Origin of the sequence: Mesorhizobium sp. M0028, from assembly GCF_040323855.1 — a bacterium.
In the GTDB taxonomy this organism is placed as follows: domain Bacteria; phylum Pseudomonadota; class Alphaproteobacteria; order Rhizobiales; family Rhizobiaceae; genus Mesorhizobium.
The window spans coordinates 68778-95024 of record NZ_JAMYVG010000021.1 but is presented as its reverse complement, the minus strand read 5'-3'; the positions used below and the strand labels follow the sequence as shown (position 1 = coordinate 95024).

The window sequence follows — 26247 nt, the reverse complement described above, 5'->3', positions numbered from 1 at the left end:
GGCCCCATGCTCAAACCACAAGATCGAGCGGCTATCCGGCGGTCTTCGTCTCCGGAGCGGCCGCGACCGCCTTGTCATCCCAGACCATCTGCCGGTAGTCGAAGCCGTATTCCAGCGTCGGCTTGACGATGCGGAAATAGGGCGACAGGTCGAAGTCGCGCGGCGTGTAGAGCGAGTGATGGCGGATGTGCAGGATTTCCTTGCGCGAATAGCTCGACTGGGCCGAGGCACGGCCGGGCGCGCGGGTAATCTCGGGTAGGATCGGGTAGCGGATCTGGCCGTAAGCCTCGGCGATCAGCGACGAGCAGATGGCGCGCGTCGGGTCGCCGGAACCGAAAGCCAGCATGCGGCGGCGCCAGCGCACCGGCACCGGCGGCGTCGGCAAGAAGTAGCGCAGCATGTCGAATATGTTCTTGAGATCGTATCTGAGACCCAGCCTGCCGATCATGAAGGCGACGACCGCTTCGCGATCGTCGGGAGCCAGGCCGCTCGCCCGGCAGATGCGGGTGTTGTAGCTGCGGTAGCGCGACAGCGGCACGGCGATGCAGCCATCGCCGAGCGTGACCTCGATCAGGCGCCGCCGTTCCGACCCGTCCTCGGGCTCCGGCAATGCATCGCCGACATAAAAGGCGGCATGCGACCAGGTCGACTGGGTGAGGTATTTGATCGCCGCCGAGATCTTCTGGTTGCCTTCGATGAGCAGGATGTCGCCGGGCTCGAGCGTGCGGCGTAGCGTTTCGGCGTCCGACGGCGTGTAAGGCTCGTAGCCGGACGATTCCTCCTGCAGCCGGCCGGCAAGCCAGCGGCCAAGTCGGTCCAGAAGCGTGTCGCCGGGCTCGGTCATGCCAGACGGCGATTACCACAGGGCGACAAATTAGACCATGATCAGCCCACGCCAGGCGCGCCGGCGTCTTCGTGCGGTACCGCTATGAGATCCTCGCGCACCTTACGGGCGAGCTTCCTCGTCGAGCGCTTCGGACTGTCGCCGAAAAGCTCGGCCGCCTCGGCGAGGCAGGTTTTTTTCAGGCCCTTTTCCGAGCGCTTCAGCAGCTTGCCAAGCAACCGCGTCTCCTCAGCGGGGCCAAGCGGCTGGTCCTCGGCATCGAGAAGCGCGCGCATGACGAGCACATCGTGCAGTTCGCCGAGCCGCTCGCCCAGTTCGTCGACGGCCTTGCGCCGCGTCTTGATCGGCGTCGGCCACAGCCTGCCGAGCAGCGACAGATGCATGCCATGCGTCTTGGCCGCCTTGCGCAGATCGTGAAAATCATCGGCCGCGCCGCGCGAAGCGGCCTTGTCCAGCGCTTTCCTGGCGCGGCGCAAAGTGATGCGCGCGCCTTCGGCGAGCACGTCGGCAGCCTGCTCCGGCTGGTCGGGCAAAGCGAGCTTGTCGATGCGGACGACACCTTCCTCGCAAGCGGCAACCGCCGCGCCTATCGCAGCGTCGAGGCCCGCTCCGACATGCAGCTCATGCTGGCGCGCGACGAGCCTGTCGCGGACGGCACCGAGACCGCCGCCGGCACTTTGCTCGGGAAAGCTTGCCGCCAGCCGGTCGATTGTTTCGACCAGCGCAGTCGCCTCACGCGGACCGGCAAGCAGGGCCGCCACCTGGCGGTAGCACTGATTCTCGGTCACGCAGAATGTTTCGTCCCCGGAACGAACTAGGCGCAGTAAAGCGCGGACGTTTTTCAACCGCTTGCGGCACTTGTGCAGCGCCTGTTCGGGCCTGTCATGCGCCGCGTCCAGATGAACGAGCGCCCTGCCGATCTCCTCGGCGAGGATGCGCCTGACCTCGCCGGTCAGCGACATGCGCGGATCGATACGAAAGCTCATGCGACGATCTCCGGAATCCCCCCAAGGGCGAGCGACGCGTTGTAAAATCTCGGCTCGCCGGTGACTTCGCGGCCGAGCCAATCTGGCAGCATTTCGTCCGGTACATCCTCCTGCGTCTCGAGCTCGGCGATCACCAACCCCGCAAGCGTCCCGCCGAAGACATCGACTTCGTAGAGATAGCCGCGGTGTCTAACATGGTGGCGTGTCTTCTCGATGACACGTCCGATGGCAAAGGCCTGCATCTCTTGCGCCTCCGCCAAAGGCACCGGATATTCGAATTCATCGCGCTCGCGGGCCTGGCTGCCGAACTTGAGCGTCAGCTTGGCAGCGGCATCATTGCTGATGCGCACACGCACCGTGCGGGTAGGCTCGGCGACAAGATAGAATTGACGGATATGAATGTCCGCCTTGACCATTCCCCGCCATTCCTCACCTGAGACCAGGAATTTACGCTCGATTTCCTTGCCCATGGCGAGGCACTAAAGCGCGCACGGCCAGAGTTGGCAAGCCGCTTGACCGCAGTTGACTTTAATCATTCGATTGATTAAAGTATAGACCATGATCAAATCGCCCAGTGCCAGCGGCCTTCCTCATGAAGCGCCCAAGACTGCCGCGGATATGACGCGGACGGCCCTCGTGCGCGCGGCGCTGAAGCTGTTCGGACGCCAGGGTTTCGACGGCACGTCGACGCGCCAGATCGCGGCTGAGGCCAAGGCCAATATCGGCTCGATCGCCTATCATTTCGGCGGCAAGGAAGGGCTCCGCAACGCGGCGGCCGACTACATCGTAGACACCATCCAGACCATTGCGGGCCAGGCGATCGGCAATCTGCAAGCGCCGCCCGCGGCATTGGCGGACACCGAGGCCGCGCGGGCACATTTAGCCGTCGCACTGGAGCGGATGGTCGCCTTCATCGCGGCAAGGCCGGAAGCCGGCGAGATTGTACAGTTCGTCCTGCGTGAGCTGTCGCATCCAACCGCCGCGCTCGACCGTATCTATGACGGCGTGTTCGAACCGGCGCATCACCGGCTCTGCCTGATCTGGGAACAGTCGACGGGCGAGCCGGCCGAGAGCGAGCGCACTAAACTCACCGTATTCACGCTGATTGGCCAGGTCGTCTATTTCCGCATCGGCCGCGAGGCGGTTATGCGCCGGATGGGCTGGCGCGAGATCGGCGATGACGAGGCCGGCAAGATCGCGGCAACAGTAACCGACAATCTCAGCGCGATTTTAGCTCGGCGCGATTTGGCTGTCCGGAAGGATCGTGGATCATGAGCCTGCTCTGTTCTTTGCCGCTTGCCGCCCAGCTTTTCAGCGCCTGCGCGCCGGCAGCACCGCTCGCCGTCGGCTACGTCGAGGGCGATTATGTGCTGCTGGCGCCGATCGAGGTGGCCCAGGTCGAGACGATTGCGGTCAAGCGCGGCGACCGCGTAGCGCCCGGCACGCCGGTGGTGACGCTGGAAAACGCCGACGCCAAGATCGCCATCGCGCAGGCCGAGGCGGCCCTCGCGCAGGCCCAGGCGCAACTTGCCGACCTGCAGGTCGGCAAGCGGCCGGAAGAGATTGCAGTGCTCAGGGCGCAGGTCGACATGGCCAAAGCGCAGGCCGCCGACGCCAAACGCAGATACAGCCGCGCCAGCGATCTGTTCAAACGCGGCACCGGCACGCAGGCCGATTATGATACGGCTTCCGCGGCGCTGGAGACGGCCAACGCGCAGGTCGGCCAGGCGGAAGCCAATCTCGCTGTCGGCGGCCTGCCGGCACGGCCGGAGACGATCAAGGCCGCCGACAATCAGGTCAGGCAGGCGCAATCGGCGCTGGAGCAAGCGCAATGGCGACTGTCGAAGCGTGTGCTCACGGCGCCCTCGCCCGGCAGGGTCAACGATGTCATCCGCTATCCCGGCGATACAGCCGGGCCGACCGCGCCGGTCATCTCCATACTGCCGGACGGCGCAGTGAAGCTCAGCGTCTATGTGCCGGAAAGCGCGTTCTCCTCGGTCGAGGTCGGCACGCTGCTCAACGTCCATTGCGATGGTTGCGGATCGGGCGTGAAGGCACGCGTCAGCTATGTGTCGCCGGATCCGGAATTCACGCCGCCGGTGATCTACTCGCTCGAGACCCGGCAAAAGCTGGTCTATCTGGTCGAAGCGCGGCCGGAAGGCGACGCCAGCGCATTGCAGCCCGGGCAGATCGTCGACGTCGATCTGGCGGACATCGGAAAATGAACGTCATCGACGTGCACGGCCTGGTCAAACGCTTCGGCGACAAGACTGTCGTCGACCATGTGACGATGACCGTGGCCGAGGGCGAGATCGTCGGCTTCCTCGGGCCGAACGGCTCGGGCAAAACGACGACCATCCGCATCATGTGCGGCTTGCTGACGCCCGATGAGGGTGAAGGCACGGTTCTGGGCTTCAACATCCGCACCGACAGCCTGCGGATCAAGCGCGAAGTCGGCTACATGACGCAGAGATTCTCGTTCTACGAAGACCTCACCATCGGCGAGAATCTCGAATTCGTGGCACGGCTCTACCGGCTGAAGCCGCTCGACGAACATGTGGCCAAGACGCTTGAGGAGCTCGGCCTGACATCACGCAGAAACCAACTGGCCGGCACCTTGTCCGGCGGCTGGAAGCAGCGGCTGGCGCTGGCCGCCTGCATCATGCACAAGCCGAAACTGCTGCTGCTCGACGAACCGACGGCTGGCGTCGACCCGAAGGCGCGGCGCGAATTCTGGGACGAGATCCACCGGCTGGCGAGCGGCGGGCTGACCGTGCTGGTCTCCACCCATTACATGGACGAGGCCGAGCGCTGCCACCGCATCAGCTACATCTCCTATGGCAAGATGCTGGCCACCGGCACGGTTGAGGACGTGGTGAGGAATGCCGGGCTGACCACCTTCGTCCTGCAAGGGCCGCGGCTCGATCAGGTCGCTGCCGCACTTCATGGCCGCCCAGGCGTCGACCAGGTGGCGCCGTTCGGCGCGGCGCTGCATGTAGTCGGCTCCGACAGGACGGCGCTTCAGGCAGCGCTCGCCGACGTCGAGAAAGACCACAAGGGCGTCAGGGTCTCGCCCGGCGAGACCAGCCTGGAGGATGTGTTCATCCAGTTCATGTCCGGTTCGAAGGACAATATGGGATGAAGAACGGGATAAACAGCGTCTTTTCCTTCGCCAGGCTCGGTGCGCTGCTGATCAAGGAGTTCATCCAGATGCGGCGCGACCGCATCACCTTCGCCATGATGCTGGGCGTGCCGCTGATGCAGCTGGTGCTGTTCGGCTATGCCATCAACAACGATCCGAAGAGCCTGCCGGCAGCGCTGGTGGCGATGAGCAGCGATCCTTACACGCGAGCCATGGTTTCGGCGCTGCAGACCACCGGCTATTACCGCTTCGACCATGTCGCGCAAAGTGCCGCCGAAGCCGAATTCCTGATGGCGCGCGGCGACGTTGCCTTCGTCGTCACCATTCCCGCCGATTTCGCCCGACGGGTCGAGCGTGGCGACAGCCCGCAGATCCTGATCGAGGCGGATGCGACCGACCCGGCCGTCGCCAGCGGCGCCATCTCGACGCTCGGCACCGTTGCCAACCAGGCGCTGCTCAGGGCGCGCGGCATGCAGGAGACAGCGGCCGAAGCTGCCCGGGGCCAGCTCCAGGTCGTAGTGCACCGGCGCTACAATCCGGAAGCCGTATCGCAATACAACATCGTGCCCGGCCTGCTCGGCGTCATCCTGCAGATGACGATGGTAATGATGACCTCGATCGCGCTGACGCGTGAGACCGAGCGCGGCACGATGGAGAACCTTCTGGCGATGCCGTCCAGCCCGCTCGAGATCATGCTGGGTAAGGTGCTGCCGTATCTGGCGGTCGGCGCCGTGCAGGTGCTGGTGGTGCTGGCGGCATCGAAGCTTCTGTTCGCCATCCCCTTCACCGGATCGATGTCGCTGCTGTTGACGGCCGTCCTGATCTTCGTGCTGGCGCTGGTGCTGCTCGGCTATACGATCTCGACGATTGCCCGCACGCAGATGCAGGCACTGCAGCTCACCTTCTTCTTCTTCCTGCCGTCGATCATGCTGTCCGGTTTCATGTTCCCCTATCGCGGCATGCCGGACTGGGCGCAGATTTTCGGCGAGGTGCTGCCGCTGACGCATTTCCTGCGCATCATCCGCGCGGTGATGCTGAAGGGCGCCGAGCTGCCGGCGGTGGCAACGGAGATCGGCTGGCTGGTGGTGTTCGTGGCGCTGTTCGCCGGCGTGGCGCTGGTGCGGTTCCGCCGGACGTTGGATTAGGGTCGAACTCGATCCGCTTGTGCAAATGACCGAGATTCACACCGGCTTGGCCTGACCCGGGACCGGCGCCAATTCAGGCGCATTGAGCCCTTCGAAGGGATCGCGCCAGGCGTCGATTTCTTCAAGCTGCCGATACCAGCGACCGACAGAAGGATAATCATCGAGCGGCAATCGGGCGACGTCGTTGAAGGGCAGAAACGTCGCCATTCGAAAGTCGGCATAGGAAACCGAACTTCCGACCAGCCAATCTCGCTCGGAAAGCTCGGCATCAAGTATTGCGGCGGCGGTGCTGAAGTCGCTCAGGCCCTCCTCAACCCGCGCCTGATCGATCGGGCCGAGCCCATAGCGCTGTTTGGTCCCGCGTTCGAAATGCACGACGTCGCAGGCTCTTGCGAAGTTCTCTTTGCCCCAACTCAGCCATCGGATCATCTCGGGCTCGTCGTCGCCGGTGCGCCAGAAATGCGAATGCGTGTCGCGTGAAAACCGGCAGGCTATGGCGTCGGCCTCCCAGAGGCTTTTTCCCAAGCCCACAAGGATAGGCAATGAAAGATTTGGATTGAGCGGCCGAAAGCGCTCGGCCTGCCCCGGAGCGAAGGGAGAGGCGAATTCGAACTCGACCTTGGCTTTGAGATACCGTGCCACCGCGACCGCGAGGCGAGGATTGGGATTGCGGCTGAAGAACAGTTTCATTGATCTCAGTCTTTGAAGGGTACCGGTTCGACCGGGCGCAACGGACGCTCAAGCACCTCGAATCGGCACATGACCTGGAACTGGTTGCTATCCTAGCCGGCAGCAATGATCTCGGCATAGGTGCTGAGATCGACATTGCCACCGGAGAGCACCACGGCAATGCATTTCCCGGCAAGGTCGATCTCGCCTGACGACAGCGCGGCCAAGCCGACGCAACCGCCAGGTTCGACGACCAGCTTCAGGCAAGCCATGGCATCGCGCATCGCCTGTGCCACCGCCTTGTCGGAAACGGTGATGGCGCCGGCGAGATTCTTGCGGTTGATCTCGAAAGTGATCGCGCCCGGCTCGGCGACGAGAAGGGCATCGCAGATCGAGGTGTGGCCGGGCGCGTTCGACACCCTGGCGCCTTTGATCAGCGAGCGGCGTGTGTCATCGAAATGCTCGGGTTCCACGGCCCAGACGGCGGTGCCCGGTGAGGCGTCCTTGACCGCGATCGAAATGCCGCTGCTCAAGCCGCCACCGCCGCAGGGAACGACTACCGCATCCAGGCTGACGCCAAGCGCGCTTGCTTGGCGCATCAATTCGAGGCCGATCGTGCCCTGGCCGGCGATGATGGCCGGATCGTCGTAGGGCGGCACCAGGACCATGCCCCTTTCCACGTAAGAACGGACGACGGCAGTGCGATCGTCGCGGACCCGGTCGAAGGTGATCACTTCCGCGCCCATCTTCCTGACATTGCCGACTTTCATCGCCGGCGCATCGGTGGGCATGGCGATGACGGCCTTGACGCCGAACATCGCCGCTGCGGCGGCAACGCCTTGCGCGTGATTACCCGACGAGAAGGCGACGACGCCGCCAGCGCGTTCTTCCGCCGAGAGCGAGGAGAGCTTGTTGTATGCACCGCGGAACTTGAAGGAGCCGGTGCGCTGCAACGTCTCGGGCTTGAACAGGATCCTGGCGCCGAAGCGCTTGTTCAGCTCCGGCGATTCGATCAGCGGCGTTTCGACGATCAGGCCGGACAATCGCGCTGCTGCGCTGCGGATATCGGCGATGCCGGGAGGGGTGGTCATGGCGAGGTCCTGCAAGAAATGAGACCGCCTATGGTGCACGGAAAGGGAGGCCGCGCACCAATGAAAAAATGTGACGGTTACAATTCGTCTTGCAGGCAGGAGAGGAGCGTGCCTGCCACCTGCCGCCTCCTCGTCTCTCCGCCATGCGGTCGTCGCTTCAATCGACAAATCGTTGCCGATTGACCGGCTTGGCCGCCGCTCCTCACCCCAACAGCGTCTTTTGCCGTTTGGGACCGCCCATCTTACGCCAGGTGTTGAAGCGGTGGGTGGCGGCGGCGAAGGAGATCTTCATCTGCTGGGCGACCGAATAGCGCGACTTGCCCTCGTCGAACAGGCGATAGCAGCACTCGACACCCTCCTCAGTCAACTTGCCATCGGGAGCCTTGTTGTGCGGATTGGCGGGATCGAATTTTTCGACCTGCTGCTCGACCAGGCCTTTCAGGCGCTGCAGATCCGCCTCGATGTTGGCGATCAGGTCGAGGACTGGTTTGGGATCAAACGGCTGCTGTTTTTCCGGCATCTGCGGGTTCCTTTCTCTTGGTTCAGATTCGGTTATATAAGTGAACGTTCACCGATAGCAAACGACGACCTGCTCGAGGTTTCGAAATCTGTAGCTTTTGAGCATGAGTGGAGCACGCACGATTGACCGGCGACGTGCAAGGTCATAGTTTAGAACTATTCTAAACTAGGGTGAATTTCTCATGCTTTCCCGCGTTTTCGGCCTCGGCCGCCGTTCCTTTGAATCGCTCTCGGAGCAGGAGATCCTGGCGCTCGCCATCTCCTCCGAGGAGGATGACGGGCGCATCTATCGCGCCTATGCCGACGGGCTGGCGGAAAGCTTTCCGCAATCGGCCAAGGTGTTCGAAGAGATGGCGGAGGAAGAGGACGGCCATCGCGATTCACTGATCGAGCTTTACCGCAAGCGTTTCGGCGAGCGGATACCGCTGATCCGGCGCGAACATGTGAAGGGTTATTACGAGCGCAAACCGGACTGGCTGGTGAGGCCGCTCGGCGTCGATCATGTGCGCAGCCAAGCCGAGGCCATGGAGCGGCAGGCCTACCTGTTCTATGTCGAGGCGGCCAAGCGCACAGGCGATGCGTCGACGCGAAAGCTGCTCGACGATCTGGCGATCGCAGAACAGGGCCACGAGACACTAGCGCAGCGGCTCGAACAAAAGCATGTGCCGGGCGCGGTCAAGGACGAAGAGGCGGCGGCCGAGCAGCGCCAGTTCATCCTGACCTACGTACAACCGGGGCTGGCGGGGCTGATGGATGGGTCGGTGTCAACACTGGCGCCGATCTTTGCCGCCGCCTTTGCCACGCACGACACGTTCCAGACCTTTCTGGTCGGGCTTGCTGCCTCGATCGGCGCCGGCATCTCGATGGGTTTCACCGAAGTGGCCTCCGACGACGGTAAGTTGTCGGGCCGCGGCTCGCCGGCAAAACGCGGTCTGACCGTCGGCGTCATGACAACGCTGGGCGGGCTCGGCCATGCGCTGCCCTATCTCATCCCGCTTTTCTGGACGGCGACCATTGTCGCCGCCGTGGTGGTTTTCTTCGAGCTGTGGGCGATCGCCTTCGTGCAGAACCGCTATATGCAGACGCCATTCTGGCGCGCCGCCTTCCAGGTGGTGCTGGGTGGCGCGCTGGTGTTTGCGGCAGGGGTGCTGATCGGGAATGCATAGCAGCCCCTATCCGTTCACCACCCGGCTGTCTGCTGGCGCCTCGGCGCGTTCGGTCAGGCCGTAGTCGCGCACGACGTGGGCGATGCGCAAACAATAGTCGGCAAAGATACCGCCGCGCCCGGCTTTCTGGGCCTGCCGATGTTCCTGCGTGTTGCGCCAGGCCTTCACCGCTTCCTCGTCGCGCCAGAAGGACAGCGACAGGATGCGGTTCGGATCGGCAAGGCTCTGGAAGCGCTCGATCGACAGGAAACCGTCGATGCCGTCGAGCAGCGGCCGCAGGTCGGCGGCGATGCCGAGGTAGGCTTCGCGCTTGCCCGCCGCCGGCTCGACCTCGAAGATGACGGCGATCATGGCTTCACCAAAGGACCATGCGGCGCGGAGGCCAGCTTGAGGAAGATGCGATCCTCCTTCAGGATGAATTTTTCCCGCCGGGCGAACTCGTAATTCGCCTTGCCGGCGGGATCGGCGGCGAGCCGGGCGCGGTAGACTTCGTAGGCCGCAAGACTGTCGATGTTGTAGGCGGCATAAGCCGTGGTGGCCGAGCCTTCGTGCGGCGCGAAATAGCCGATCAGATCGGCGCCGCAGCGCGGGATCGCCTGCCCCCAATTGCGGGCATATTCCTCGAACGCCGCCTTGCCGAACGGATCGATCTCGTAGCGGATGAAGCAGGTAATGGTCATTTTCGCCTCCTTGGCGGGTGGATGTTTCTTGCGACCACAGTTCGAGCCGGGTCGAAACGTTCCGAAGATCGATATGCTAGGCAATCCCTCGCTGATCATGCCTGCCAGAAGGATTTCGCGTATTCGCGACGGACGTCTTCGGGTGTCAGGCCAAGGTCACGCAGCAGATGATCGTCGATTTCGGCGAGATCGAGGCGCTGCGAATGACGGTCGTACCACCGCTTCAGGAGCCACAGCCGCAAGCGGCGCAAGACAATTAACGGGAACGGCCGGCGAGCAGGCGCGGCGCTGAGAATGGTCCTTGCAGGCATCGTCGTCTCCTTGATTTGCATCGAGATTAATGCTTGTCTGACGAGGATGCTTCGATGAGGAACGAACTATGCGCGAAGGCCCTGACATAGCCCGCATTGCCAGCCTGGTCGGCGATCCGGCGCGGGCAAACATGCTGTCCGCACTGATGGGCGGCACAGCACTGACGGCGAGCGAACTGGCACTCGAAGCCGGCGTGTCGCTTCCGACAGCGAGCTCCCATCTATCGAAGCTGATGGAAGGCGGGCTGCTGACGCTGGCGAGCCAGGGACGGCACCGCTATTACGGCCTCGCCGGCCCGCAGGTGGCAGGAATGATCGAAGCCATCACCGGCGTCGCTGCTGCTGTCGGGCCGCAGAGGGTGCGACCCGGCCCTCGCGACGCGGCCATGCGCGTGGCGCGGGTCTGCTACGACCACCTCGCCGGCGAGCAGGCGGTGGCGATGCTGGACCGTCTTGTCGCTCGACAAGTGCTCCTGCGCGACGACAAGGAGATCCAGCTTGGGCCGTCGGCCGCCTCGCATTTCGCCGCGATCGGCATCGACATCCATACCAAAGCGCGGCGACCGGTGTGCCGGGCGTGCCTCGACTGGAGCGTGCGGCGTTCGCACCTTGCCGGCACGCTGGGCGCCGCCATTCTCGACAAGATCCTCGCCGAGAAATGGGCGCGGCGCGAGAAGGACAGCCGTGCCGTGATCTTTTCACCGGCAGGCAAGCAGGCCTTCGAGAACACGTTTCTCGCCTGACAGATCGCTTCGACGCGCTAGTACGCATTCGTCGTTTCACGGAAACGCCGAACCGCTCTGTCTTTTTGTTTTGACGCAATTCCGGGCGGAAAACCTTTTCATACTTTTCCTGGAATTGCTTTAAAGCGCGTCGCGTTCGACCGGCCTCATGCGATGCGCTTTAGGTCCTTGTTTTGATGCATGTCGTTATCGCAAAACCGCTGCACACTTTTGCGCGACATGCACTAGTCGCGCTTGAGCAGCTTGGCCTGCTTGAAAAAATCCGCCCAGGGGTCGGCTTGCCCGAGCCGCTTCAGCGTCGTCTTGTCGCCGATCGGAAAGGCGTTGGGCGGCAATCCGGCCTCGATCTCCGCCCAGGTCACCGGCATCGATACCGTGGCGCCCTTTTTGGCGCGCGACGAATAGGGGGCGACGGTGGTGGCGCCGCGGCCGTTGCGCAGATAATCGACGAAAATCCTGCCCGTGCGTGCCTTCTTCGACAGCGTCGCCGTGTAGCGGTCGGGTGCGGCCTGTTCGAGCGCTCGGGCGAACTCATGGGCGAAGCCCTTGACCTCGTCCCAATCCGCCGACGGCTTCAGCGGCACGACGACGTGGTAGCCCTTGCCGCCCGAGGTCTTGACGAAATTCGGCAGGGACAGTTCGTCGAGCCGGCCGCGGATGTCGAGTGCCGCCGCGCGCACCGCCTTCACGTCGACGCCCTCGTCGGGATCGAGATCGAAGATGATCTGGTCGGGCTTTTCCAGCTCGTCGGTGGTCGAGCCCCAAATATGGATCTCGACGACGCCCAGTTGCACCAGTGCCACGAGACCGTCGAAATCGCGGATGAACAATATCTCCTCGCCGTCGGTCGGATCCTTCATCACGGCGATCTTGTCGTGCATGCCGGCCGAGGCATGCTTCTGGAAGAAGCGTTGGCCGCCGACGCCGTCCGGCGCCCGCACGAGGCTGAGCGGCCGATTGATGACGAACTGCTTCATGCGCGGCCAGACCAGCGCGTAGTGATCGACCAGATCCTGCTTCGATACGTTCTCCTCGGGCCACAGAAGCTTGTCAGGGCGGGACAGCGTAACCGAGGTTTTCGCCGCGCCTGCGGTTTTGGTGGGCTTTGGCTTCGGCTCTGCCGTGGCTGAGCGTGCTTTCGGTTTCTCCTGCACGACTTCCTCCGCCGGCTTGTCCTCGCGCAATCCCTGGAAGGACGCGTGGCGTATTATACGGTCCGACGTCCAACTGCGAAACTCCACTTCGCCGACAAGTTCGGGCTTGACCCAGACCAGCCCCTTGCCCCTTGGCACCGCGCTGTCGAAGGGCGAGGTTGTCGTCTTCAGCGCATCAAGCCTTTTCTTCAACTCGTTGGTGCTTTTGGCCGTGAAGCCGGTGCCGACGCGGCCGGCATAGCGCAGCTTGCCGCCCTCGTGATAGCCGACCAGCAGCGAGCGCAGGCCACGCCCGGTCTTGTCCGACGGCATGTAGCCGCCGATGACGAATTCCTGGCGCGCCGTGCATTTCGACTTCACCCACGAGGGAACACGCCCGCTGCGGTAGGGCGCATCGGCACGCTTGGAGACGACGCCTTCGAGGCCCAGGCGGCAAGCATGCTCCAGCATGATCTTGCCGGGCTCGGCAAAGTGGTCGCTGAAGCGCACGGCCTGCTCTTCGGTCTGTCCGGCGAGCAGGCTGCGCAGCCTTTCCTTGCGCTCGACCAGCGGCTCGGAACGGATGTCTTGACCATTGAGCTGCAACAGGTCGAAGACATAGTAGATGAAACGGTCCGTACGGCCCGCCGACAGATCTTGCTGAAGCAGCGAAAAGGACGACACGCCATTATCCGCCAGCACGACGATTTCGCCGTCGATGACGGCATCGGTACATTTCAGGCCGCCAAGTGCCGCGATAATTGAGCCACCAAATTTGTGGGTCCAGTCGAGGCCGGTGCGTGTCAAAAGCCGCACCTCGGTACCGGCAAGCTGCGCCTGCATGCGATAGCCGTCGAACTTCACCTCATGCAGCCAGTCCTTACCGGGCGGGGCGTCCCGCTCCAGCGTGGCGAGCGCCGGCTCGACGAATTCGAGCCGCCTTGCCGCGACAGCCTTCGCTTTGCCGGCGGCCGGCCTGTCGGACTGCCAGACGCTTGGCTTCTTGCCGTCGGCGGTCTTGCCTTCGCCGACCTCCTCGATGGTCAGGCCGGATTTCACCGATTGCGGCGCCTCCTGCAAAATGTCCTCACCGGGACGCGCGGCGGCATCGTCGGACTTGATCAGCAGCCAGTTGTCGCGTTTTTCGCCGGGCCGCGGCTTCAGCCGCACCAGATGCCAGGCGCCATGCAATTTGTGGCCATGCAGTTCGAAATTGATATGGCCTTTCTTCATCCCTTTGGCAGGGTCGCCTTCGGGGACCCACGTGCCTTCGTCCCACACAATGACCGAGCCGCCGCCATATTGGCCCTTGGGGATGGTGCCTTCGAACGGCGCATAGTCGATCGGGTGGTCCTCGACATGCACGGCGAGCCGCTTCTCATGCGGGTCGAGGCTCGGGCCTCGCGTCACCGCCCAGCTCCACAGCACGCCGCCATGCTCAAGGCGAAGGTCGTAGTGAAGCCTGGTGGCGGCATGCTTGTGGATGACGAAAATGCCACCCGGCACGGCTTTCTTGCCGCGCGCGAGCTTACCGGCCGGTTCGGCGGTCTTCTTGAAATCGCGCTTGGCGTGATATTGCTCGAGGCCGGCCATGGTCTGATCCTAAGCCGATTTGCGCCGGGCGGCTTTGGGCTTGGCGGCTTTTGCCGGGCGTCTGGCCTTTGCCGGCGGGCTGGCCTCCGACGAAAGGCTCTTCTTCAGTGCATCGAAGAGATTGACGACGTTGGAGGGCCGCGGTTCTGCCTTGGTCTTCGGTGCCTTCTTGCCGGCCTTCTTGGCGCGGACCAGCTCGATCAGCGCGTTTTCGTATTTGTCCTCGAATTCGGAAGGATCGAACTTCGCCTGTTTCTCATCGACAATGTGTTCGGCCAGCCTGATCATCTCGGCGTCGGTCTTCACCGGCTTGATGTCGCCGAACACCATCTCCGGCCTGCGAACCGTATCGCCATAGCGCAGCGTCGTCAGCAGCAGGCCCTTCTCCAGCGGCTCGATGACCACCGGACGCTCGCGGCGGTAGAGCACGATGCGGGCAAGGCCCGCCGTCTTCTTGGCGGCCATGGCGTCGCGGATGACGGCAAAAGCCTCTTCCGAGACATCGTCCGCAGGCGTCATATAATAGGGCGTGTCGAGATAGATCTGCTGGATCGAAGATTTTTCGATGAACCCGTCGAGGCTCATCGTATGCGAGGATTCGATCTGGACGGCTTCGATCTCCTCCTCCTCGATTTGGACGAAATCGCCGTCGCCGATCTCGTAGCCCTTGATCTCGTCGCCTTCATCGAGCGGCTTGCCGCTTGCCGAATCGACATAGACGCGCCTGACAGTGTTGCCAGTCTTGCGGTTGAGCACGCGGAACGAAACTTTTTCGGCCTGGGTGACGACATTGGTCACTTCGACCGCGCAGGTGACCAGCGAAAGCTTGAGGTACCCTCTCCAGGCGGGGCGCGGCGCCATGACAAACTCCCTGCGCGACAACGTTCAACCGAGAACGGGCAAAGTCCGTTCCGGTTCCGGCGGCGCAAAAGGCAAGTCCGGGCTTTCGGCCCAGCCTTGCCTGAACTCCATTCTCGATCGCGGCCCTACTCGGCGGCTTGCAGGTTGATCTTGCTTTCCGCCATCTCGGTAAGCTTGCGGTCGGTTGCCTGTTCCTCCTTGAGGTTGTTGGCCAACACATTGGCGCAGTCGCTGCGGCCCAGTTGCTTGGCCCAGGCAATCAAGGTGCCGTAACGGGTCATCTCATAATGCTCGACCGCCTGGGCGGACGCGATCAGTGCAGCGTCGAGGACCTCCTTGTCGGCGATGTCGCCGCTGACCTCATCGGCCTCTTCGAGAATGCCATCGATGGCCGGGCAGTCGACTTCCTTGGCCTTCACGCCGTGCAGCTCGAACACCTGCTCGACACGCTGAATATGACCCTTGGTCTGGGCGAGATGCTTCTCAAAGCCGGCTTTCAACTGCGGATCACTCGCCTTGTCGATCATCTTCGGCAGCGATTTCTCGATCTGTTTCTCGGCGTAATAAATGTCGCGCAGCGTGTGCACGAAGAGATCGTCGAGTGTTTTGATGTCCTTCGAAAAGAAGCCCATGGCCTTTGCCTTTCCATTGCTCTTGCTGTTTCGGATTTTTGGCTGCGGCTCCAGCCGGAAGCTGCAGCCCGCGCAGCCGGTTCGTCCCGGCACTGGGAAATCAACGTGCGGCTGACGGGCGGGTTCCTGGTTTTTCGACCACGTGCACGGAAATTTCGCCGTGGCAGCAAAAGTGAAACAAACGCGCGCCTCGGCGACATTCAGGCGAAACATATGTGATGCAAAAGTCACACTGGGCGAAATGCCGACGGACAGCACGGAAACACCGCGAATCAGCCGCATTGCAGCCATGAACAAAGGCATTTTCGACCAGAGATTAACATCGCGTTCACCGACTATTCACGCCTGGACGCTATGATCCCCGCAATTCGGAAGGGACATCCGAAACGGGACAGGGACCGAGTAAAATGAGCTTCTGGAATCAAATCGCCGGCTATGCCGCCGCCATTCGCGAATTCGTCGCGCCGACCTATCGGCCCGAGCGCTATTACATGCGCGGCCCAGGCCCCGCCTGCGCACGCCGTGGCAACACGCTTGGGATCAGCGTGCACTGATGATGACCATGGAAAGCCGTCACGACAGCCGTATCTGCCGGCCCGACGCCGACAACCGGTCAACGACCTATCGCGCCGAGCGCCCTGCGCTGACCGACAGACGGCGGGCGACAACGCCAAGCCTCTAACATTCCGGGCTTTGATCCAGCCGCCGGCAGGCTTAGTGTCGCCTGACACCAGCTGCCGGGCGCCACGTGATCGTCAAGCCGAACCATTCTCCTGAGCCGCCAGAATTCGAATCAAGTCGCTCGTTGATCGTGTTCGACGGCGTCTGCGTGTTGTGCTCGGGTTTTGTGCGGACGGTGGTAAAGCTCGACCGCAAGGGCCACTTCCATTTCGTAACGGCGCAATCGCCGCTCGGCGAGATGCTGTTCAAGAAATACGGGCTGCAGACGGATCGCTACGAGACCAATCTCGTCATCATCGATGGCGCGGCTTTCACACGCCTGGACAGTTTCGTTGCCGTCATGGCCGAACTCGCCTGGCCATGGCGAGCGGCGCGGATCCTGCTGTTGTTGCCGCGCCCGCTTCGCGACTGGCTCTACGATCGCATCGCAAAGAACCGCTACGCCCTGTTCGGCAAGAAGGACAATTGTGAAATCCCTTCCGCCGAGGTGAGGGCAAGATTGATCGGCTAGGCTCATCGCCGTGGCCGGGAGCGGCGCGGGGCATTTTGGGGGAACTGCGGATGAAGGTTCTTGTCGTCGGCGGTTATGGCACCTTTGGCGGTCGCACCGTCGAGCTTTTGGAGGGCGAGCCCCATCTGATCCTGTTCGTCGCCGGGCGCTCGCTCGCCAAGGCTGACGCGTATTGCAAGAAGCGCGCCCCGACGGCAGCGCAACTGCTGCCGGCACTGTTCGACCGTGACGGCGATCTCGCCGTCGGCTCGGATTTCGTCGCCGGTGTCTCTGCGTTCGACGAGGCGGCGCGAAACGCCGGCGTCTTCGTGCTATCCGGAGTCTCGAGCTTTCCGGTGCTGACGGCGGCGGTTGTGCGCCGCCTGTCTTCGGACCTGACGCGGGTCGACGGAATTCGCGGCGGCATCGCGCCGTCGCCCTTCGCCGGTGTCGGCGGAAACGTCATTCGCGCTATCGCCGGTTACACCGGTCAGCCGGTGCGCCTTGTTCGTAATGGCCGTCCCGAACAAGGCTGTCCGTTTACCGAGCAGCTGCGCTATACTATCGCGCCGCCGGGCCAGCTGCCGCTTCGAAACACGCTGTTCTCGCTGGTCGACGTTCCGGACCTGCGTGCTCTGGCCGAGCTTTGGCCGGAGGCGAGGACCATCTGGATGGGAGCCGGGCCGGTACCCGAGGTGCTGCACCGCGCCCTGATCGGCCTCGCCTGGCTGGTGCGCGCCGGGTTGATCGGTTCGCTTTCGCCGCTGGCGCCGCTGATGCATCAGGCGACGAACCGGCTGCGCTGGGGCGAGCATCGCGGCGGCATTTTCGTCGAGGTGGAGGGATCGGACCGCGCGGGCGCCACCGGCAAGCGCTCGTGGCATCTCTTGGCCGAGGGCAACGATGGGCCGCTGATCCCGTCGATGGCGGTTGAAGCGCTGGTCCGCAAAGTGCTGGCCGGACATCAGCCCGCGCCGGGCGCACGGGCGGCGGTGCGCGATTTAGAGCTCCGGGACTATGAGGCCCTGTTCGCCGGGCGGACGCGATCTACACCGGCTTCAGGAACGGGGCCGCGGACGAGGACAAGCCGCTCTATACCGAGCTGCTCGCTGCCGCCTGGCAAGGCCTTCCCGAGGCAATTCGGTCAATGCATGACCGTACGATCACGGCCGCAGGCCGCGCTAGCGTAGAACGCGGGCACAATGTTCTTGGCCGGCTAATGGCCTGGATGGTCGGCTTCCCCGGAGCAAGCGAGGACATCCCGGTTCATGTCCGCTTCGACACCGACAAGGACGGCGAGACCTGGACGCGGACATTCGGCAAGCACAGTTTTTCGAGCCTACAGTTCGCAGGCCGGGGTCGATCGCAGCGCCTGCTGTGCGAACGCTTCGGCCCGCTGACCTTCGCGATGGCACTGGTTGCCGAGGACGGCCGGCTGGCACTGGTCTTGCGCCGCTGGAGCTTTTTTGGCTTGCCGCTGCCGATCTGGCTCGGTCCACGCTCGACTTCCCACGAAACGGTGGAGGATGGCCGCTTCCGCTTCCATGTCGATATCTCGCATCCGCTTGCCGGCATGATCGCCCGCTACCGTGGCTGGCTAGAGCCTTCCGACCCGCACGGCTCCAGCGAGATCGTGTCGCCTGCCACCTTGCCAAATTCGCGGCAGTCCTGAGCCGTGCACAGCGTCCAGCCTTGACCCGTGGCGCCCGAGGCGGCGAGCACCAGGCGCCGCTGTGGCCCGACCCGGGGCGCATAGACCCACCAGCCGTCGCGCAGCGCCGAGCCTTGCGGCGGCTCCATGCCGGCGCCCGAGCCCTTGATTCGTGCCTCGACGAGTTGCAGGCCGGACGGCAGCACCTTCCAGTCTTCCTGCCACTGGGTCTTCTCCACAGAATGCGTCCAGGAGAGCGTGAAGGCGGCGACCGCGAGCGTCATCGTCTTGCCGGCCGCGACGATGCAGAGGCTCATGCCGAATTGGCCAGTGACGCCTGCCGCGCGCGCCAGCAGTGCCACCCGATCCAGGCAAGAGACAGCGCCCAGCCCGCCTCGTCGGTGAGCGGCAGCGCCGCAACCAGCAGCACGCCAGCGGCGAAGGCGACGAGGCGTTCCCACCAGGCCATGCGCCGGGCGAGAAAGCCGACGGCGGCGGCGCCCCACAGGACGATGCCCATGCAGGCTTTGATGACGATGTAGGCGACCTCGACGGGATAGCCGAACTGGGCGGCGATCGGGCCGGGGTCCTGCAGCATCAGCGCCGGGGTATAGACCGCCATGAACGGCACCACGAAGCCAGCAATGGCAAGCTTGGTGGCCTGGATGCCGATCTTGAGGCCGCTTTCCTTGGCCATGGGTGCGGCGGCGAAGGCGGCCAGCGCCACGGGCGGGGTGAGATCAGCCATGATGCCGAAATAGAAGACGAACATATGGCTGACCACCAGCGGCACGCCGAGCGACAGAAGCGCCGGCCCGGCTAGCGACGAGGTGATGATGTAATTGGGAATGGTCGGGATGCCCATGCCGAGCACCAGGCAGGTGAGCATGGTCAAAAGCAGCGACAGGAACAGATTGTTCTCGCCGATCGAGATGATCCAGCCGATGAAGGTCGAGGCGATGCCGGTGAGCGTCAGCGTGCCGATGACGATGCCGACGATGGCGCAGGCAATGCCGACCGGCAGCGCGTTCTTTGCTCCCTCGGCAAGGGAATCGACGCATATGCGCAGCGTCTCGCGCCCGCCCTTGAACGTGAGGCAGGCGACGACCAGCACGGCGATGACCAGGCTGAGGATGTCGGCGCCGAATTTCATGAAGGAAGCCGCGGCAAGCCCGAGCGCCAGCCAGAAGACGATGCGGAAGGCGAGCGGCCCGATCGATGCTGCCAGCGGCGTGCCGAGGATGAGCACGATGGTCAACGCGAGGCCCATGGTGCCGGCGAACACCGGTGTGTAGCCGGCAAACAGCAGATAGATCAGTGCTGCGAGCGGCAGTACCAGCGGCCAGTGCTGTCTCACCGCATCCCACGGATTGGGCAGGTCGGCCTTGGCCATGCCGTGCAGGCCGGCCTTGCCTGCCTCCAGGTGCACCTGCCAGAAACAGGCGCCGAAATAGAGCAGCGCCGGGATGATCGCCGCCTTGACCACCGCGGCATAGGGGATGTTCAGGGTCTCGGCCATGATGAAGGCAACCGCTCCCATCACCGGCGGCATGATCTGGCCGCCCATCGACGAGGTCGCCTCGACGGCGCCGGCGAAAGCCGAGCGGAAACCGAAGCGCTTCATCAGCGGGATGGTGAACTGGCCGCTGGCCACCACATTGGCGACGCCAGAGCCGGAAATGGTGCCCATCAGCGCCGAGGACAGCACGCAGACCTGTGCCGGGCCTCCGCGCCACGAGCCGACCAGGCCAAGCGCAAAATCGTTGAACAGCGCGATCATGCCGGCGCGCTCAAGAAAGGCGGCGAAGACGACGAAGATGAAGATGTAGGCGGCCGAAACATAGATCGGCGTGCCGTAGATGCCTTCGGTGCCATAGGCGAAGGTGTCGACGAGTTGGGCGAAATCATAGCCGCGATGGATGAAGGGCGGCGGCAGATGATTGCCGGCAAATGCGTAGGCGAGAAAGATGAAGGCAATGACGGCGAGCGGCAGTCCCATCAACCGCCGCGCCGCCTCGAAGACCAGCACGACCAGCACCGCGCCGACGATCAGGTCAGGCGTGGTGAGAAAGCCGGAGCGGCGGATGAGGTCGGCATAGAACACCCAATTGTACAGACCGGTGGCGAAGCCGAGCACCCCGAGCGTCCAGAACACTGCTTTCGCCGGGACGCTTTTGGCGCGCAGATTGGCGATTAGGGCAAAGCCGAGCAGCAGCAGGAAGCCGACATGCATGGCGCGTACGACCTGGCTCGGCAGGCTGCCATAGGCGGCGATGTAGATCTGGAAGATGGAGAAGGCGATGGCGATGAGAAAAGCCGCCTTGCCGGCGATGCCTTCGCCGAAGCCCGGCGGCAATCCTTCGACAGGAGCTTCCGCTGTGGGGGAAAGAACGGTCGGGGTTGCGGTCATTGGCGGGGTTCCTGGCGGGGCGCTCCCCTCCCCGAGGGAGGGTGCCGAGCGAGGCGAGGCTCCTTACTTCACCAATCCCTTTTCCTTGTAATACCTCTCGGCGCCTGGATGCAGCGGCACCGGCATGCCGTCGAGCGCCTTGGCGGGGTCGATCGCCTTGGCGGCGGCATGGGCAGCGGTGAGCTGGTCGAGATGCTCGAACAGCAGCTTGGTCATCTGGTAGGCGGTCTCGTCGGAGACATCGGCGCTGGTGATCAGGAAATTACCGACGGCGGCGGTCGCGACATCATCGGTCTGGCCCTCATAGGTGCCTTTCGGGATGACCACGGAAAGATAGGGCGAGCCGATCTTGGCGACGTCCTCCGCCGGCACGGCAACGATGTTGACCGGGACCGAGGTGGCGAGGTCGCGGATCGAGGCAACGCCCAGGCCAGCCGATTGCAGCGTGGCGTCGAGCTGGCGGTTCTTGATCAGCTCCACCGATTCGGCGAAGGGCAGATATTCGATCCGCCCGAGGTCTTCGTATTTCAGCCCGGCAGCGGCGAAGATCGTGCGGGCGTTGAGCTCGGTGCCCGAGGCCGGCGCGCCGACCGACAGGCTCTTGCCCTTGAGGTCGGCGAGCGTCTTGATGCCGGACTCCTTGCTGGCGACGATCTGGATGTAGTTGGGATAGATGGCGGCAATGCCGCGCAGCTTGTCGAGCTTGCCTGGGAAGCCGGCTTCGGTATTGCCCTCGGCGGCCAGCTTGACGGAATCGCCAAGCGCGAAAGCGATCTCGCCCTTGCCCTGCTGCAAGAGATTGAGGTTTTCGACCGACGCTTTCGTCGCCTGCACCTGGGTGCGCGCGCCTTCTATGCCCTTGCTATAGATTTCCGATAGCGCGACGCCGAGCGGATAGTAGACGCCCGACGTGCCGCCGGTCAGCACGTTGATGAATTCCTGTGCCTTGACCGATACCGCGCCAAGGCCAAGCGACAGCGCCAGCGCGCCGGCTGCAACAAATTTCGTCCTGAAATTGAGCATGCGATTTCCTCCCTGAAAAACTCGCCGCCGTGCCCTCCTCTGCGGCACGAAGCGAAGCGAGTTTAGACAGCGGGCGGGAAATGCCAACCCGCAATAGCAGCGATTAGACGAACGGCTAAGCAATGCCGCAACAGGTTGGCGCTTGCGCGAGGTCGCGTCGCGGCAGAAAGATTTTTCCAGCACCTGTCGAAATCCGGCAGGGCCGCGCGACATAAGTCCGGCTCGCAACGATGCGGCCTTCGAGAAACGGGAGAAGACCATGCGATATATGCTTTTGATCTACGGAAACGAAGCGGGGATGGCAGCGGCGCCGGCAGATGCGGTGACACAGATGTCGAGCGCGTACGTCGCCTACACCGAAGCGTTGAAGAAATCCGGCGCCTGGCTCGCCGGCGACCGGCTGAAGCCGACGCAATCCGCTACCTCGGTGCGGATGGCCAATGGCAAGACCAACGTGCTCGACGGCCCCTATGCCGACACCAAGGAGCAGCTTGCCGGTTTCTATATGATCGAAGCGGAGGACGTCGACGCGGCTATTGCCTGGGCGGCGCGCTGCCCGGGCGCCAGCACCGGCACGGTAGAGGTGCGGCCGATCTGGGAACTCACCATGTGATGCCTGAACTGCCCGACACCGCACGGGCGGCGGCGGAAGCGGCCGCCCGGCAAAGCTACGGCAAGCTGGTCGCCTATCTCGCCGCACGCACGCGCGACGTGGCCGCTGCCGAGGACGCCTTGGCCGATGCCTTTGCAGCGGCGCTCGAGCGTTGGCCACAGGCGGGCGTGCCCAACAAGCCGGAAGCCTGGCTGCTGGCGGTGGCGCGCCGGCGCCGCGTCGACGCGCTCAGACGGCGGCTGACAAGCGAGGCGGGCCGCGACCACCTCAGGCTGATCGCGGAGGAGATGGAGGCACGCATGGCCGACGAAGACCTGCCGGACGAGCGGCTCAGGCTGATGTTTGCTTGCGCTCATCCGGCGATCGAGGCCGGTACCCGCGCGCCGATGATCCTGCAGACGGTTCTGGGCTTCGACGCAGCGACCATCGCCTCGGCCTTTCTTGTCTCGCCGGCCACGATGAGCCAGCGCCTGGTGCGCGCCAAGGCCCGCATCCGCGAGACCGGCATTCCGTTCCGCGTGCCGGAGCGGGCCGAACTCGGCGAGCGGCTGGGCACCGTTCTGGAAGCGATCTACGCGGCGTTTGCCGAAGGCTGGTCCGACCCCGCCGGCACCGAAGCGCAGCGGCGCAATCTCGCGACCGAAGGCATCTGGCTCGGCCGGCTGGTCGCCTCGCTGATGCCGGATGAGCCGGAAGCACTCGGCCTGCTGGCGCTGATGCTGTTCGCCGAAGCGCGGCGCGCAGCGCGGCGCAATGCGGCAGGCGACTATGTGCCGCTAGCGGAGCAGGATCTTGCACTGTGGGACGATACAATGATCGACGAAGCGGAGATGCTGCTCGGGCGCGCCGCTGCCAAGGGCGTGGTCGGCCGCTACCAGCTCGAGGCCGCCGTGCAGTCAGCCCATGCGACAAGGCGGCTGACCGGCGGCACCGACTGGGTCGCGATCAAGGAGCTCTACGACGCGCTGTCGGTGATTGCCGGCTCGCCGGTGGTGTCGATCAACCGTGCGGTGGCGATTGCCGAGGCCGAAGGTGCTTCGGCAGGATTGGGCGCCCTTGATCAACTCAGCGGCGACAAGCGGCTGTATGACTATCAACCTTACTGGGCCGCCCGAGCGGGCCTGCTGGCAAGACTCGGCAGAGTTCCGCAAGCGAGCGAGGCCTATGACCGGGCTATCGGCCTCGAACGCGATCCGGCCGTGCGCCGGTTCCTGCAGGAACGACGGGCAGGTCTCGACCGCGCGGAAAGACACTGAGACAAGGCGGAGTGCTTAGGCCGGCCACATGTCGTGGGAAGCATTCAGCCTCTTTATCACCCGATGTTCCCGCAAATTGGCCCACAGGCGTTCGATGTTCGGCCAAGCGGTTGGAATCTTCGCGACCTCGGGATGCCAAGCCACCAACATGACGAGATAGATGTCGGCCAGCGAGAGCCGGTCGCCGACCAGCCAGTCGCGGCCTTCGAGGGCGGCATCGAGAATGGCGAAGCCGCGATCCATTTCCGAGACCGCCGCCTGTTTGACGGCTTCCACGCCGCCGGGATCTGTCGTGTAGCGATGAGCGTAGAAGAACCGCAGGTCAGCCGAATAGATGACGGAGGACATGAAAAACATCCAGCGCAGGAAGTCGGCACGGTCAGGTGTGTTCGCTGCCGGCGCTAGAGCTGCTTCCGGATAGCGTTCGGCGAGCAGGATGCAGATTGCCGCCGACTCGGTCATCGAATGCCCGTCCGGCAAGACCAGGACCGGGACCTGGTTCAAGGGATTGATGTCGAGGAAGGCTTGGTTGGGTCGGCCTTTTGGAACATCGATCTGGTCGAAAGGCACTCCCGCTAAAGCAAGCGCCGCCTCGACGACAAAGCCGCCGGTATTGGCACGCGTATAGAGCTTGTACATGAAGTCCTCCACCTGCCGGTGCAGCGACGATTTGATATGGAAGTGACTCGCCGCTCAAGCGAACGACGCCCGCCACAGGTGGTTTTTCAGCAGTCCACGCCGAAGGCGTCGAAACAGAACTTTTTATGCCGGAGGGGCAGCGCGAAGGATCGCTACGAACCGGCCAAAAACTCCTGTCCAGACTCTAAGCACCCAATCCCTCGAATAGGATCGTGGAGAGATAGCGCTCGGCGAAGGAGGGGATGACGACGACGAGGTTCTTGCCCTTGTTCTCCGGCCGCGAGCCGACGACGATCGCCGCCTGCAGGGCGGCACCCGACGAGATGCCGACCGGTACACCTTCGAGACGGGCGACGAGCCGTGCATTGGCGACCGAATCCTCGTTCGAGACCTTGACGATCTCGTCGTAGATCGTCGTGTCGAGGATTTTTGGTGCGAAGCCGGCGCCAATGCCCTGGATCTTGTGCGGGCCGGGTTGGCCGCCGGACAGTACCGGCGAGGCCTCCGGCTCGACGGCGACGACATGCACCGAGGGCTTGCGCTTCTTCAGCACCTGGCCGACGCCGGTGATGGTGCCGCCGGTTCCAATGCCGGCAACGAAGATATCGACTTCGCCATGAGTGTCGTTCCAGATTTCCTCGGCTGTGGTGCGGCGATGGATTTCCGGATTGGCCGGGTTCTCGAATTGTTGCGGAATGACGGCATCGGGCAGCGTCGCGGCCAGCTCGTCGGCCTTGGCGATGGCGCCCTTCATGCCTTTCGGCCCTTCGGTCAGCACCAGCTCGGCGCCGAGCAGCGCCAGCATTTTGCGGCGCTCGACCGACATGGTTTCCGGCATCGTCAGGATCAGCTTGTAGCCTTTGGCGGCGGCGGCAAAGGCGAGCGCGATGCCGGTATTGCCCGAGGTCGGCTCGATAAGCGTGGTCTTGCCGGGCGTAATCCTCCCAGAAGCCTCCAGTGCCTCGATCATCGACACGCCGATGCGGTCCTTGACCGAAGCGATCGGGTTGAAGAATTCGAGCTTGGCCAGCAGATTGGCGACGACACCCTTCTCCCTGGCGAATTTGTCGAGCCGCACCAACGGCGTGTCGCCGATCGTCTCGGTGATCGAATTATAGATGCGGCCGCGGCCGGGCACGTGTGTGGGGGTGGCGGGTTTGTTCATTGATTTTCCTCCCAGAGGTCAAGCGGCAAGAGTCGGGCGGCATAAGATAGAGCCATCCGCCGCGCAAGATAGGCTGTCGATCGAAAATATCCGAGTGAAGTTCGTGCCGAATACCCCGCCTTGGAAAGGTGTGACAATTCCTGGCCGGCTTGGCGAAAGAGGTCTATTGGCGGGCGGCGATAGCTGCCGCTGCCCCGATCATGAAACCGGCGGCGGTGCGATTGAGTGCCCTCAGCGCCCGCGGCGACTTCAGGAACCAGCGCGCCTTGGCCGCGAGCGCCAGATAAGGCACCAGCACCACGAGCAGGACGACGATGGTGAGCGCGACAAGGATGCCGTAATCGACCAGCGTGATCGTCTTCAGATCGACGATGGTCGGGGTGATGGCGAGGTAGAAGATCATCGTCTTCGGATTGCCGAGCGTGACGGCGAGACCAGCTACAAAGCTGGATGCCAACCCGCCCTTGCCTTTCTTCGCCTCCACCGTTTCGGGCGTGATGCCGCTCGTCCAGAAACGCCAGCCAAGAAAAGCGAGGTAGGCGACGCCCAGCCATTTGATGACCAGAAAGACCATGCCAAAGGTCTGTGCGACGAAAGCCAGGCCGAGCACCACGGCCGTGAGATAGGTCAGGTCGCCGAGCATCAGCCCGAAGGACATGGCCAGCGACGCGCGGAAGCCCGAACCCAGCGCTCGCGCAACGAGCGCGGTGACGCCGGGGCCGGGGATGGCTGCGGCGATGCCGAGGGCAGCACTATAGGCGAGGAACCCGGTGAGCGTCATGATTCGCGCTTGTCGCACAATGT

General features: G+C 63.7%; 31 protein-coding genes. 13 read left to right on the top strand and 18 right to left on the bottom strand.

Annotated elements, in window-relative coordinates:
- Positions 1 to 31 precede the first annotated feature (31 nt).
- Genes NKJ93_RS27510 through NKJ93_RS27500 form a run of 3 tightly spaced genes read right to left on the bottom strand, consistent with a single transcriptional unit; the run spans position 32 to position 2300 of the window.
- Entirely contained in the window at positions 32 to 844 is an 813-nt protein-coding gene (locus tag NKJ93_RS27510; RefSeq protein WP_023718869.1) for a C40 family peptidase, read from the bottom strand.
- A 41-nt stretch (positions 845 to 885) separates the two neighbouring features.
- Entirely contained in the window at positions 886 to 1830 is a 945-nt protein-coding gene (locus NKJ93_RS27505) for a CHAD domain-containing protein (RefSeq protein WP_023718868.1), read from the bottom strand.
- Entirely contained in the window at positions 1827 to 2300 is a 474-nt protein-coding gene (locus tag NKJ93_RS27500; protein ID WP_023718867.1) for a CYTH domain-containing protein, read from the bottom strand. Before NKJ93_RS27500 ends, NKJ93_RS27505 begins: the two co-directional genes overlap by 4 nt.
- Before the next feature lie 88 nt (positions 2301 to 2388).
- Here NKJ93_RS27500 and NKJ93_RS27495 point away from each other — a divergent pair, with 88 nt between their 5' ends.
- From NKJ93_RS27495 to NKJ93_RS27480, 4 genes are read left to right on the top strand one after another with little or no spacing between them, the layout of a single operon-like run.
- A complete protein-coding gene (locus NKJ93_RS27495) occupies positions 2389 to 3105 on the top strand; it encodes a CerR family C-terminal domain-containing protein (RefSeq protein WP_023718866.1) in 717 nt (238 codons plus the stop codon).
- A complete protein-coding gene (locus tag NKJ93_RS27490; protein ID WP_023718865.1) occupies positions 3102 to 4055 on the top strand; it encodes an HlyD family secretion protein in 954 nt (317 codons plus the stop codon). The genes NKJ93_RS27495 and NKJ93_RS27490 overlap by 4 nt, the downstream gene beginning before the upstream one ends.
- A complete protein-coding gene (locus NKJ93_RS27485) occupies positions 4052 to 4972 on the top strand; it encodes an ABC transporter ATP-binding protein (protein ID WP_352592329.1) in 921 nt (306 codons plus the stop codon). The genes NKJ93_RS27490 and NKJ93_RS27485 overlap by 4 nt, the downstream gene beginning before the upstream one ends.
- A gap of 8 nt (positions 4973 to 4980) precedes the next feature.
- Positions 4981 to 6117 (top strand): ABC transporter permease, encoded by a 1137-nt coding sequence (locus NKJ93_RS27480; RefSeq protein ID WP_023718863.1) that lies wholly within the window; start codon positions 4981 to 4983, stop codon positions 6115 to 6117.
- A 36-nt stretch (positions 6118 to 6153) separates the two neighbouring features.
- On the opposite strand, the gene NKJ93_RS27475 is transcribed toward NKJ93_RS27480, so the two are convergent.
- The 3 genes from NKJ93_RS27475 to NKJ93_RS27465 form a co-directional block, all read right to left on the bottom strand.
- A complete protein-coding gene (locus tag NKJ93_RS27475; protein WP_352495448.1) occupies positions 6154 to 6807 on the bottom strand; it encodes a glutathione S-transferase family protein in 654 nt (217 codons plus the stop codon).
- 92 nt (positions 6808 to 6899) lie between these two features.
- Complete coding sequence (locus tag NKJ93_RS27470; protein ID WP_352495447.1) at positions 6900 to 7877, bottom strand: threonine/serine dehydratase family protein; 978 nt, start codon at positions 7875 to 7877, stop codon at positions 6900 to 6902.
- Positions 7878 to 8079: 202 nt separating this feature from the next.
- Positions 8080 to 8397, bottom strand: a complete 318-nt coding sequence (locus NKJ93_RS27465; RefSeq protein WP_023718860.1) for a hypothetical protein — start codon at positions 8395 to 8397, stop codon at positions 8080 to 8082.
- A 181-nt stretch (positions 8398 to 8578) separates the two neighbouring features.
- On the opposite strand from NKJ93_RS27465, the gene mbfA reads away from it, so the two are divergent.
- Positions 8579 to 9562, top strand: a complete 984-nt coding sequence (gene mbfA / locus NKJ93_RS27460) for an iron exporter MbfA (RefSeq protein ID WP_023718859.1) — start codon at positions 8579 to 8581, stop codon at positions 9560 to 9562.
- 6 nt (positions 9563 to 9568) lie between these two features.
- On the opposite strand, the gene NKJ93_RS27455 is transcribed toward mbfA, so the two are convergent.
- From NKJ93_RS27455 to NKJ93_RS27445, 3 genes are all read right to left on the bottom strand, one after another.
- The gene (locus NKJ93_RS27455; protein ID WP_352592326.1) at positions 9569 to 9913 is read right to left on the bottom strand and encodes an antibiotic biosynthesis monooxygenase family protein; all 345 of its coding nucleotides are present in this window, start codon (positions 9911 to 9913) and stop codon (positions 9569 to 9571) included.
- On the bottom strand, positions 9910 to 10242 hold the full coding sequence (locus tag NKJ93_RS27450) for an NIPSNAP family protein (protein ID WP_023718857.1): 333 nt from the start codon (positions 10240 to 10242) through the stop codon (positions 9910 to 9912). Before NKJ93_RS27450 ends, NKJ93_RS27455 begins: the two co-directional genes overlap by 4 nt.
- A gap of 95 nt (positions 10243 to 10337) precedes the next feature.
- A complete protein-coding gene (locus NKJ93_RS27445; protein ID WP_352481378.1) occupies positions 10338 to 10553 on the bottom strand; it encodes a DUF1127 domain-containing protein in 216 nt (71 codons plus the stop codon).
- Positions 10554 to 10621: 68 nt separating this feature from the next.
- Between NKJ93_RS27445 and NKJ93_RS27440 the strand changes: the two genes are divergently transcribed.
- Positions 10622 to 11296 (top strand): ArsR/SmtB family transcription factor, encoded by a 675-nt coding sequence (locus NKJ93_RS27440; RefSeq protein ID WP_352481377.1) that lies wholly within the window; start codon positions 10622 to 10624, stop codon positions 11294 to 11296.
- A gap of 224 nt (positions 11297 to 11520) precedes the next feature.
- Here the strand turns inward: NKJ93_RS27440 and ligD are convergent, their stop codons facing one another.
- The 3 genes from ligD to NKJ93_RS27425 all read right to left on the bottom strand — a co-directional run bounded on the left by ligD (position 11521) and on the right by NKJ93_RS27425 (position 15515).
- Positions 11521 to 14022, bottom strand: coding sequence for a DNA ligase D (gene ligD, locus NKJ93_RS27435; RefSeq protein ID WP_352592324.1), 2502 nt, complete (start codon positions 14020 to 14022; stop codon positions 11521 to 11523).
- A 9-nt stretch (positions 14023 to 14031) separates the two neighbouring features.
- Positions 14032 to 14883 (bottom strand): non-homologous end joining protein Ku, encoded by an 852-nt coding sequence (gene ku, locus NKJ93_RS27430; protein ID WP_352592321.1) that lies wholly within the window; start codon positions 14881 to 14883, stop codon positions 14032 to 14034.
- Positions 14884 to 15008: 125 nt separating this feature from the next.
- Complete coding sequence (locus tag NKJ93_RS27425; RefSeq protein ID WP_023718852.1) at positions 15009 to 15515, bottom strand: YciE/YciF ferroxidase family protein; 507 nt, start codon at positions 15513 to 15515, stop codon at positions 15009 to 15011.
- A gap of 407 nt (positions 15516 to 15922) precedes the next feature.
- Here NKJ93_RS27425 and NKJ93_RS27420 point away from each other — a divergent pair, with 407 nt between their 5' ends.
- The 5 genes from NKJ93_RS27420 to NKJ93_RS27400 all read left to right on the top strand — a co-directional run bounded on the left by NKJ93_RS27420 (position 15923) and on the right by NKJ93_RS27400 (position 18358).
- Positions 15923 to 16069, top strand: coding sequence for a hypothetical protein (locus NKJ93_RS27420; RefSeq protein ID WP_023718851.1), 147 nt, complete (start codon positions 15923 to 15925; stop codon positions 16067 to 16069).
- Positions 16069 to 16197, top strand: a complete 129-nt coding sequence (locus tag NKJ93_RS27415) for a hypothetical protein (RefSeq protein ID WP_352592319.1) — start codon at positions 16069 to 16071, stop codon at positions 16195 to 16197. The genes NKJ93_RS27420 and NKJ93_RS27415 overlap by 1 nt, the downstream gene beginning before the upstream one ends.
- 129 nt (positions 16198 to 16326) lie before the next feature.
- A complete protein-coding gene (locus NKJ93_RS27410; protein WP_502895944.1) occupies positions 16327 to 16707 on the top strand; it encodes a thiol-disulfide oxidoreductase DCC family protein in 381 nt (126 codons plus the stop codon).
- A 50-nt stretch (positions 16708 to 16757) separates the two neighbouring features.
- Positions 16758 to 17876, top strand: coding sequence for a saccharopine dehydrogenase family protein (locus NKJ93_RS27405; protein WP_352592313.1), 1119 nt, complete (start codon positions 16758 to 16760; stop codon positions 17874 to 17876).
- Positions 17834 to 18358 carry a DUF4166 domain-containing protein gene (locus tag NKJ93_RS27400; protein WP_352592311.1) on the top strand — a complete coding sequence of 175 codons (525 nt, stop codon included), beginning with the start codon at positions 17834 to 17836 and terminating at the stop codon, positions 18356 to 18358. The genes NKJ93_RS27405 and NKJ93_RS27400 overlap by 43 nt, the downstream gene beginning before the upstream one ends.
- Here NKJ93_RS27400 and NKJ93_RS27395 read toward each other — a convergent pair.
- From NKJ93_RS27395 to NKJ93_RS27385, 3 genes are all read right to left on the bottom strand, one after another.
- Complete coding sequence (locus tag NKJ93_RS27395) at positions 18271 to 18654, bottom strand: DUF1850 domain-containing protein (RefSeq protein WP_352592309.1); 384 nt, start codon at positions 18652 to 18654, stop codon at positions 18271 to 18273. The two genes, NKJ93_RS27400 and NKJ93_RS27395, sit on opposite strands and share 88 nt — an antisense overlap.
- On the bottom strand, positions 18651 to 20747 hold the full coding sequence (locus tag NKJ93_RS27390) for a TRAP transporter permease (RefSeq protein WP_352592306.1): 2097 nt from the start codon (positions 20745 to 20747) through the stop codon (positions 18651 to 18653). Before NKJ93_RS27390 ends, NKJ93_RS27395 begins: the two co-directional genes overlap by 4 nt.
- 63 nt (positions 20748 to 20810) lie before the next feature.
- On the bottom strand, positions 20811 to 21770 hold the full coding sequence (locus NKJ93_RS27385; protein ID WP_352592304.1) for a TAXI family TRAP transporter solute-binding subunit: 960 nt from the start codon (positions 21768 to 21770) through the stop codon (positions 20811 to 20813).
- Positions 21771 to 22029: 259 nt separating this feature from the next.
- On the opposite strand from NKJ93_RS27385, the gene NKJ93_RS27380 reads away from it, so the two are divergent.
- Both NKJ93_RS27380 and NKJ93_RS27375 read left to right on the top strand, forming a co-directional pair.
- Positions 22030 to 22383, top strand: coding sequence for a YciI family protein (locus tag NKJ93_RS27380; RefSeq protein WP_023718846.1), 354 nt, complete (start codon positions 22030 to 22032; stop codon positions 22381 to 22383).
- Complete coding sequence (locus tag NKJ93_RS27375; protein WP_352481371.1) at positions 22383 to 23639, top strand: RNA polymerase sigma factor; 1257 nt, start codon at positions 22383 to 22385, stop codon at positions 23637 to 23639. The genes NKJ93_RS27380 and NKJ93_RS27375 overlap by 1 nt, the downstream gene beginning before the upstream one ends.
- 15 nt (positions 23640 to 23654) lie before the next feature.
- Here the strand turns inward: NKJ93_RS27375 and NKJ93_RS27370 are convergent, their stop codons facing one another.
- From NKJ93_RS27370 to NKJ93_RS27360, 3 genes are all read right to left on the bottom strand, one after another.
- On the bottom strand, positions 23655 to 24278 hold the full coding sequence (locus NKJ93_RS27370; RefSeq protein ID WP_023718845.1) for a glutathione S-transferase family protein: 624 nt from the start codon (positions 24276 to 24278) through the stop codon (positions 23655 to 23657).
- A 184-nt stretch (positions 24279 to 24462) separates the two neighbouring features.
- Positions 24463 to 25443 carry a cysteine synthase A gene (cysK, locus tag NKJ93_RS27365; protein WP_023718844.1) on the bottom strand — a complete coding sequence of 327 codons (981 nt, stop codon included), beginning with the start codon at positions 25441 to 25443 and terminating at the stop codon, positions 24463 to 24465.
- A 163-nt stretch (positions 25444 to 25606) separates the two neighbouring features.
- Complete coding sequence (locus tag NKJ93_RS27360; protein ID WP_352495441.1) at positions 25607 to 26224, bottom strand: LysE family translocator; 618 nt, start codon at positions 26222 to 26224, stop codon at positions 25607 to 25609.
- Positions 26225 to 26247 lie beyond the last annotated feature (23 nt).

Coding starts and splice junctions, on each gene's coding strand:
- NKJ93_RS27510 (WP_023718869.1), bottom strand. CDS start 844: ATGACCGAGCCCGGCGACACGCTTCTGGACCGACTTGGCCGCTGGCTT.
- NKJ93_RS27505 (WP_023718868.1), bottom strand. CDS start 1,830: ATGAGCTTTCGTATCGATCCGCGCATGTCGCTGACCGGCGAGGTCAGG.
- NKJ93_RS27500 (WP_023718867.1), bottom strand. CDS start 2,300: ATGGGCAAGGAAATCGAGCGTAAATTCCTGGTCTCAGGTGAGGAATGG.
- NKJ93_RS27495 (WP_023718866.1), top strand. CDS start 2,389: ATGATCAAATCGCCCAGTGCCAGCGGCCTTCCTCATGAAGCGCCCAAG.
- NKJ93_RS27490 (WP_023718865.1), top strand. CDS start 3,102: ATGAGCCTGCTCTGTTCTTTGCCGCTTGCCGCCCAGCTTTTCAGCGCC.
- NKJ93_RS27485 (WP_352592329.1), top strand. CDS start 4,052: ATGAACGTCATCGACGTGCACGGCCTGGTCAAACGCTTCGGCGACAAG.
- NKJ93_RS27475 (WP_352495448.1), bottom strand. CDS start 6,807: ATGAAACTGTTCTTCAGCCGCAATCCCAATCCTCGCCTCGCGGTCGCG.
- NKJ93_RS27470 (WP_352495447.1), bottom strand. CDS start 7,877: ATGACCACCCCTCCCGGCATCGCCGATATCCGCAGCGCAGCAGCGCGA.
- NKJ93_RS27465 (WP_023718860.1), bottom strand. CDS start 8,397: ATGCCGGAAAAACAGCAGCCGTTTGATCCCAAACCAGTCCTCGACCTG.
- mbfA (WP_023718859.1), top strand. CDS start 8,579: ATGCTTTCCCGCGTTTTCGGCCTCGGCCGCCGTTCCTTTGAATCGCTC.
- NKJ93_RS27455 (WP_352592326.1), bottom strand. CDS start 9,913: ATGATCGCCGTCATCTTCGAGGTCGAGCCGGCGGCGGGCAAGCGCGAA.
- NKJ93_RS27450 (WP_023718857.1), bottom strand. CDS start 10,242: ATGACCATTACCTGCTTCATCCGCTACGAGATCGATCCGTTCGGCAAG.
- NKJ93_RS27445 (WP_352481378.1), bottom strand. CDS start 10,553: ATGCCTGCAAGGACCATTCTCAGCGCCGCGCCTGCTCGCCGGCCGTTC.
- NKJ93_RS27440 (WP_352481377.1), top strand. CDS start 10,622: ATGCGCGAAGGCCCTGACATAGCCCGCATTGCCAGCCTGGTCGGCGAT.
- ligD (WP_352592324.1), bottom strand. CDS start 14,022: ATGGCCGGCCTCGAGCAATATCACGCCAAGCGCGATTTCAAGAAGACC.
- ku (WP_352592321.1), bottom strand. CDS start 14,883: ATGGCGCCGCGCCCCGCCTGGAGAGGGTACCTCAAGCTTTCGCTGGTC.
- NKJ93_RS27425 (WP_023718852.1), bottom strand. CDS start 15,515: ATGGGCTTCTTTTCGAAGGACATCAAAACACTCGACGATCTCTTCGTG.
- NKJ93_RS27420 (WP_023718851.1), top strand. CDS start 15,923: ATGAGCTTCTGGAATCAAATCGCCGGCTATGCCGCCGCCATTCGCGAA.
- NKJ93_RS27415 (WP_352592319.1), top strand. CDS start 16,069: ATGATGACCATGGAAAGCCGTCACGACAGCCGTATCTGCCGGCCCGAC.
- NKJ93_RS27405 (WP_352592313.1), top strand. CDS start 16,758: ATGAAGGTTCTTGTCGTCGGCGGTTATGGCACCTTTGGCGGTCGCACC.
- NKJ93_RS27400 (WP_352592311.1), top strand. CDS start 17,834: ATGCATGACCGTACGATCACGGCCGCAGGCCGCGCTAGCGTAGAACGC.
- NKJ93_RS27395 (WP_352592309.1), bottom strand. CDS start 18,654: ATGAGCCTCTGCATCGTCGCGGCCGGCAAGACGATGACGCTCGCGGTC.
- NKJ93_RS27390 (WP_352592306.1), bottom strand. CDS start 20,747: ATGACCGCAACCCCGACCGTTCTTTCCCCCACAGCGGAAGCTCCTGTC.
- NKJ93_RS27385 (WP_352592304.1), bottom strand. CDS start 21,770: ATGCTCAATTTCAGGACGAAATTTGTTGCAGCCGGCGCGCTGGCGCTG.
- NKJ93_RS27380 (WP_023718846.1), top strand. CDS start 22,030: ATGCGATATATGCTTTTGATCTACGGAAACGAAGCGGGGATGGCAGCG.
- NKJ93_RS27375 (WP_352481371.1), top strand. CDS start 22,383: ATGCCTGAACTGCCCGACACCGCACGGGCGGCGGCGGAAGCGGCCGCC.
- NKJ93_RS27370 (WP_023718845.1), bottom strand. CDS start 24,278: ATGTACAAGCTCTATACGCGTGCCAATACCGGCGGCTTTGTCGTCGAG.
- cysK (WP_023718844.1), bottom strand. CDS start 25,443: ATGAACAAACCCGCCACCCCCACACACGTGCCCGGCCGCGGCCGCATC.
- NKJ93_RS27360 (WP_352495441.1), bottom strand. CDS start 26,224: ATGACGCTCACCGGGTTCCTCGCCTATAGTGCTGCCCTCGGCATCGCC.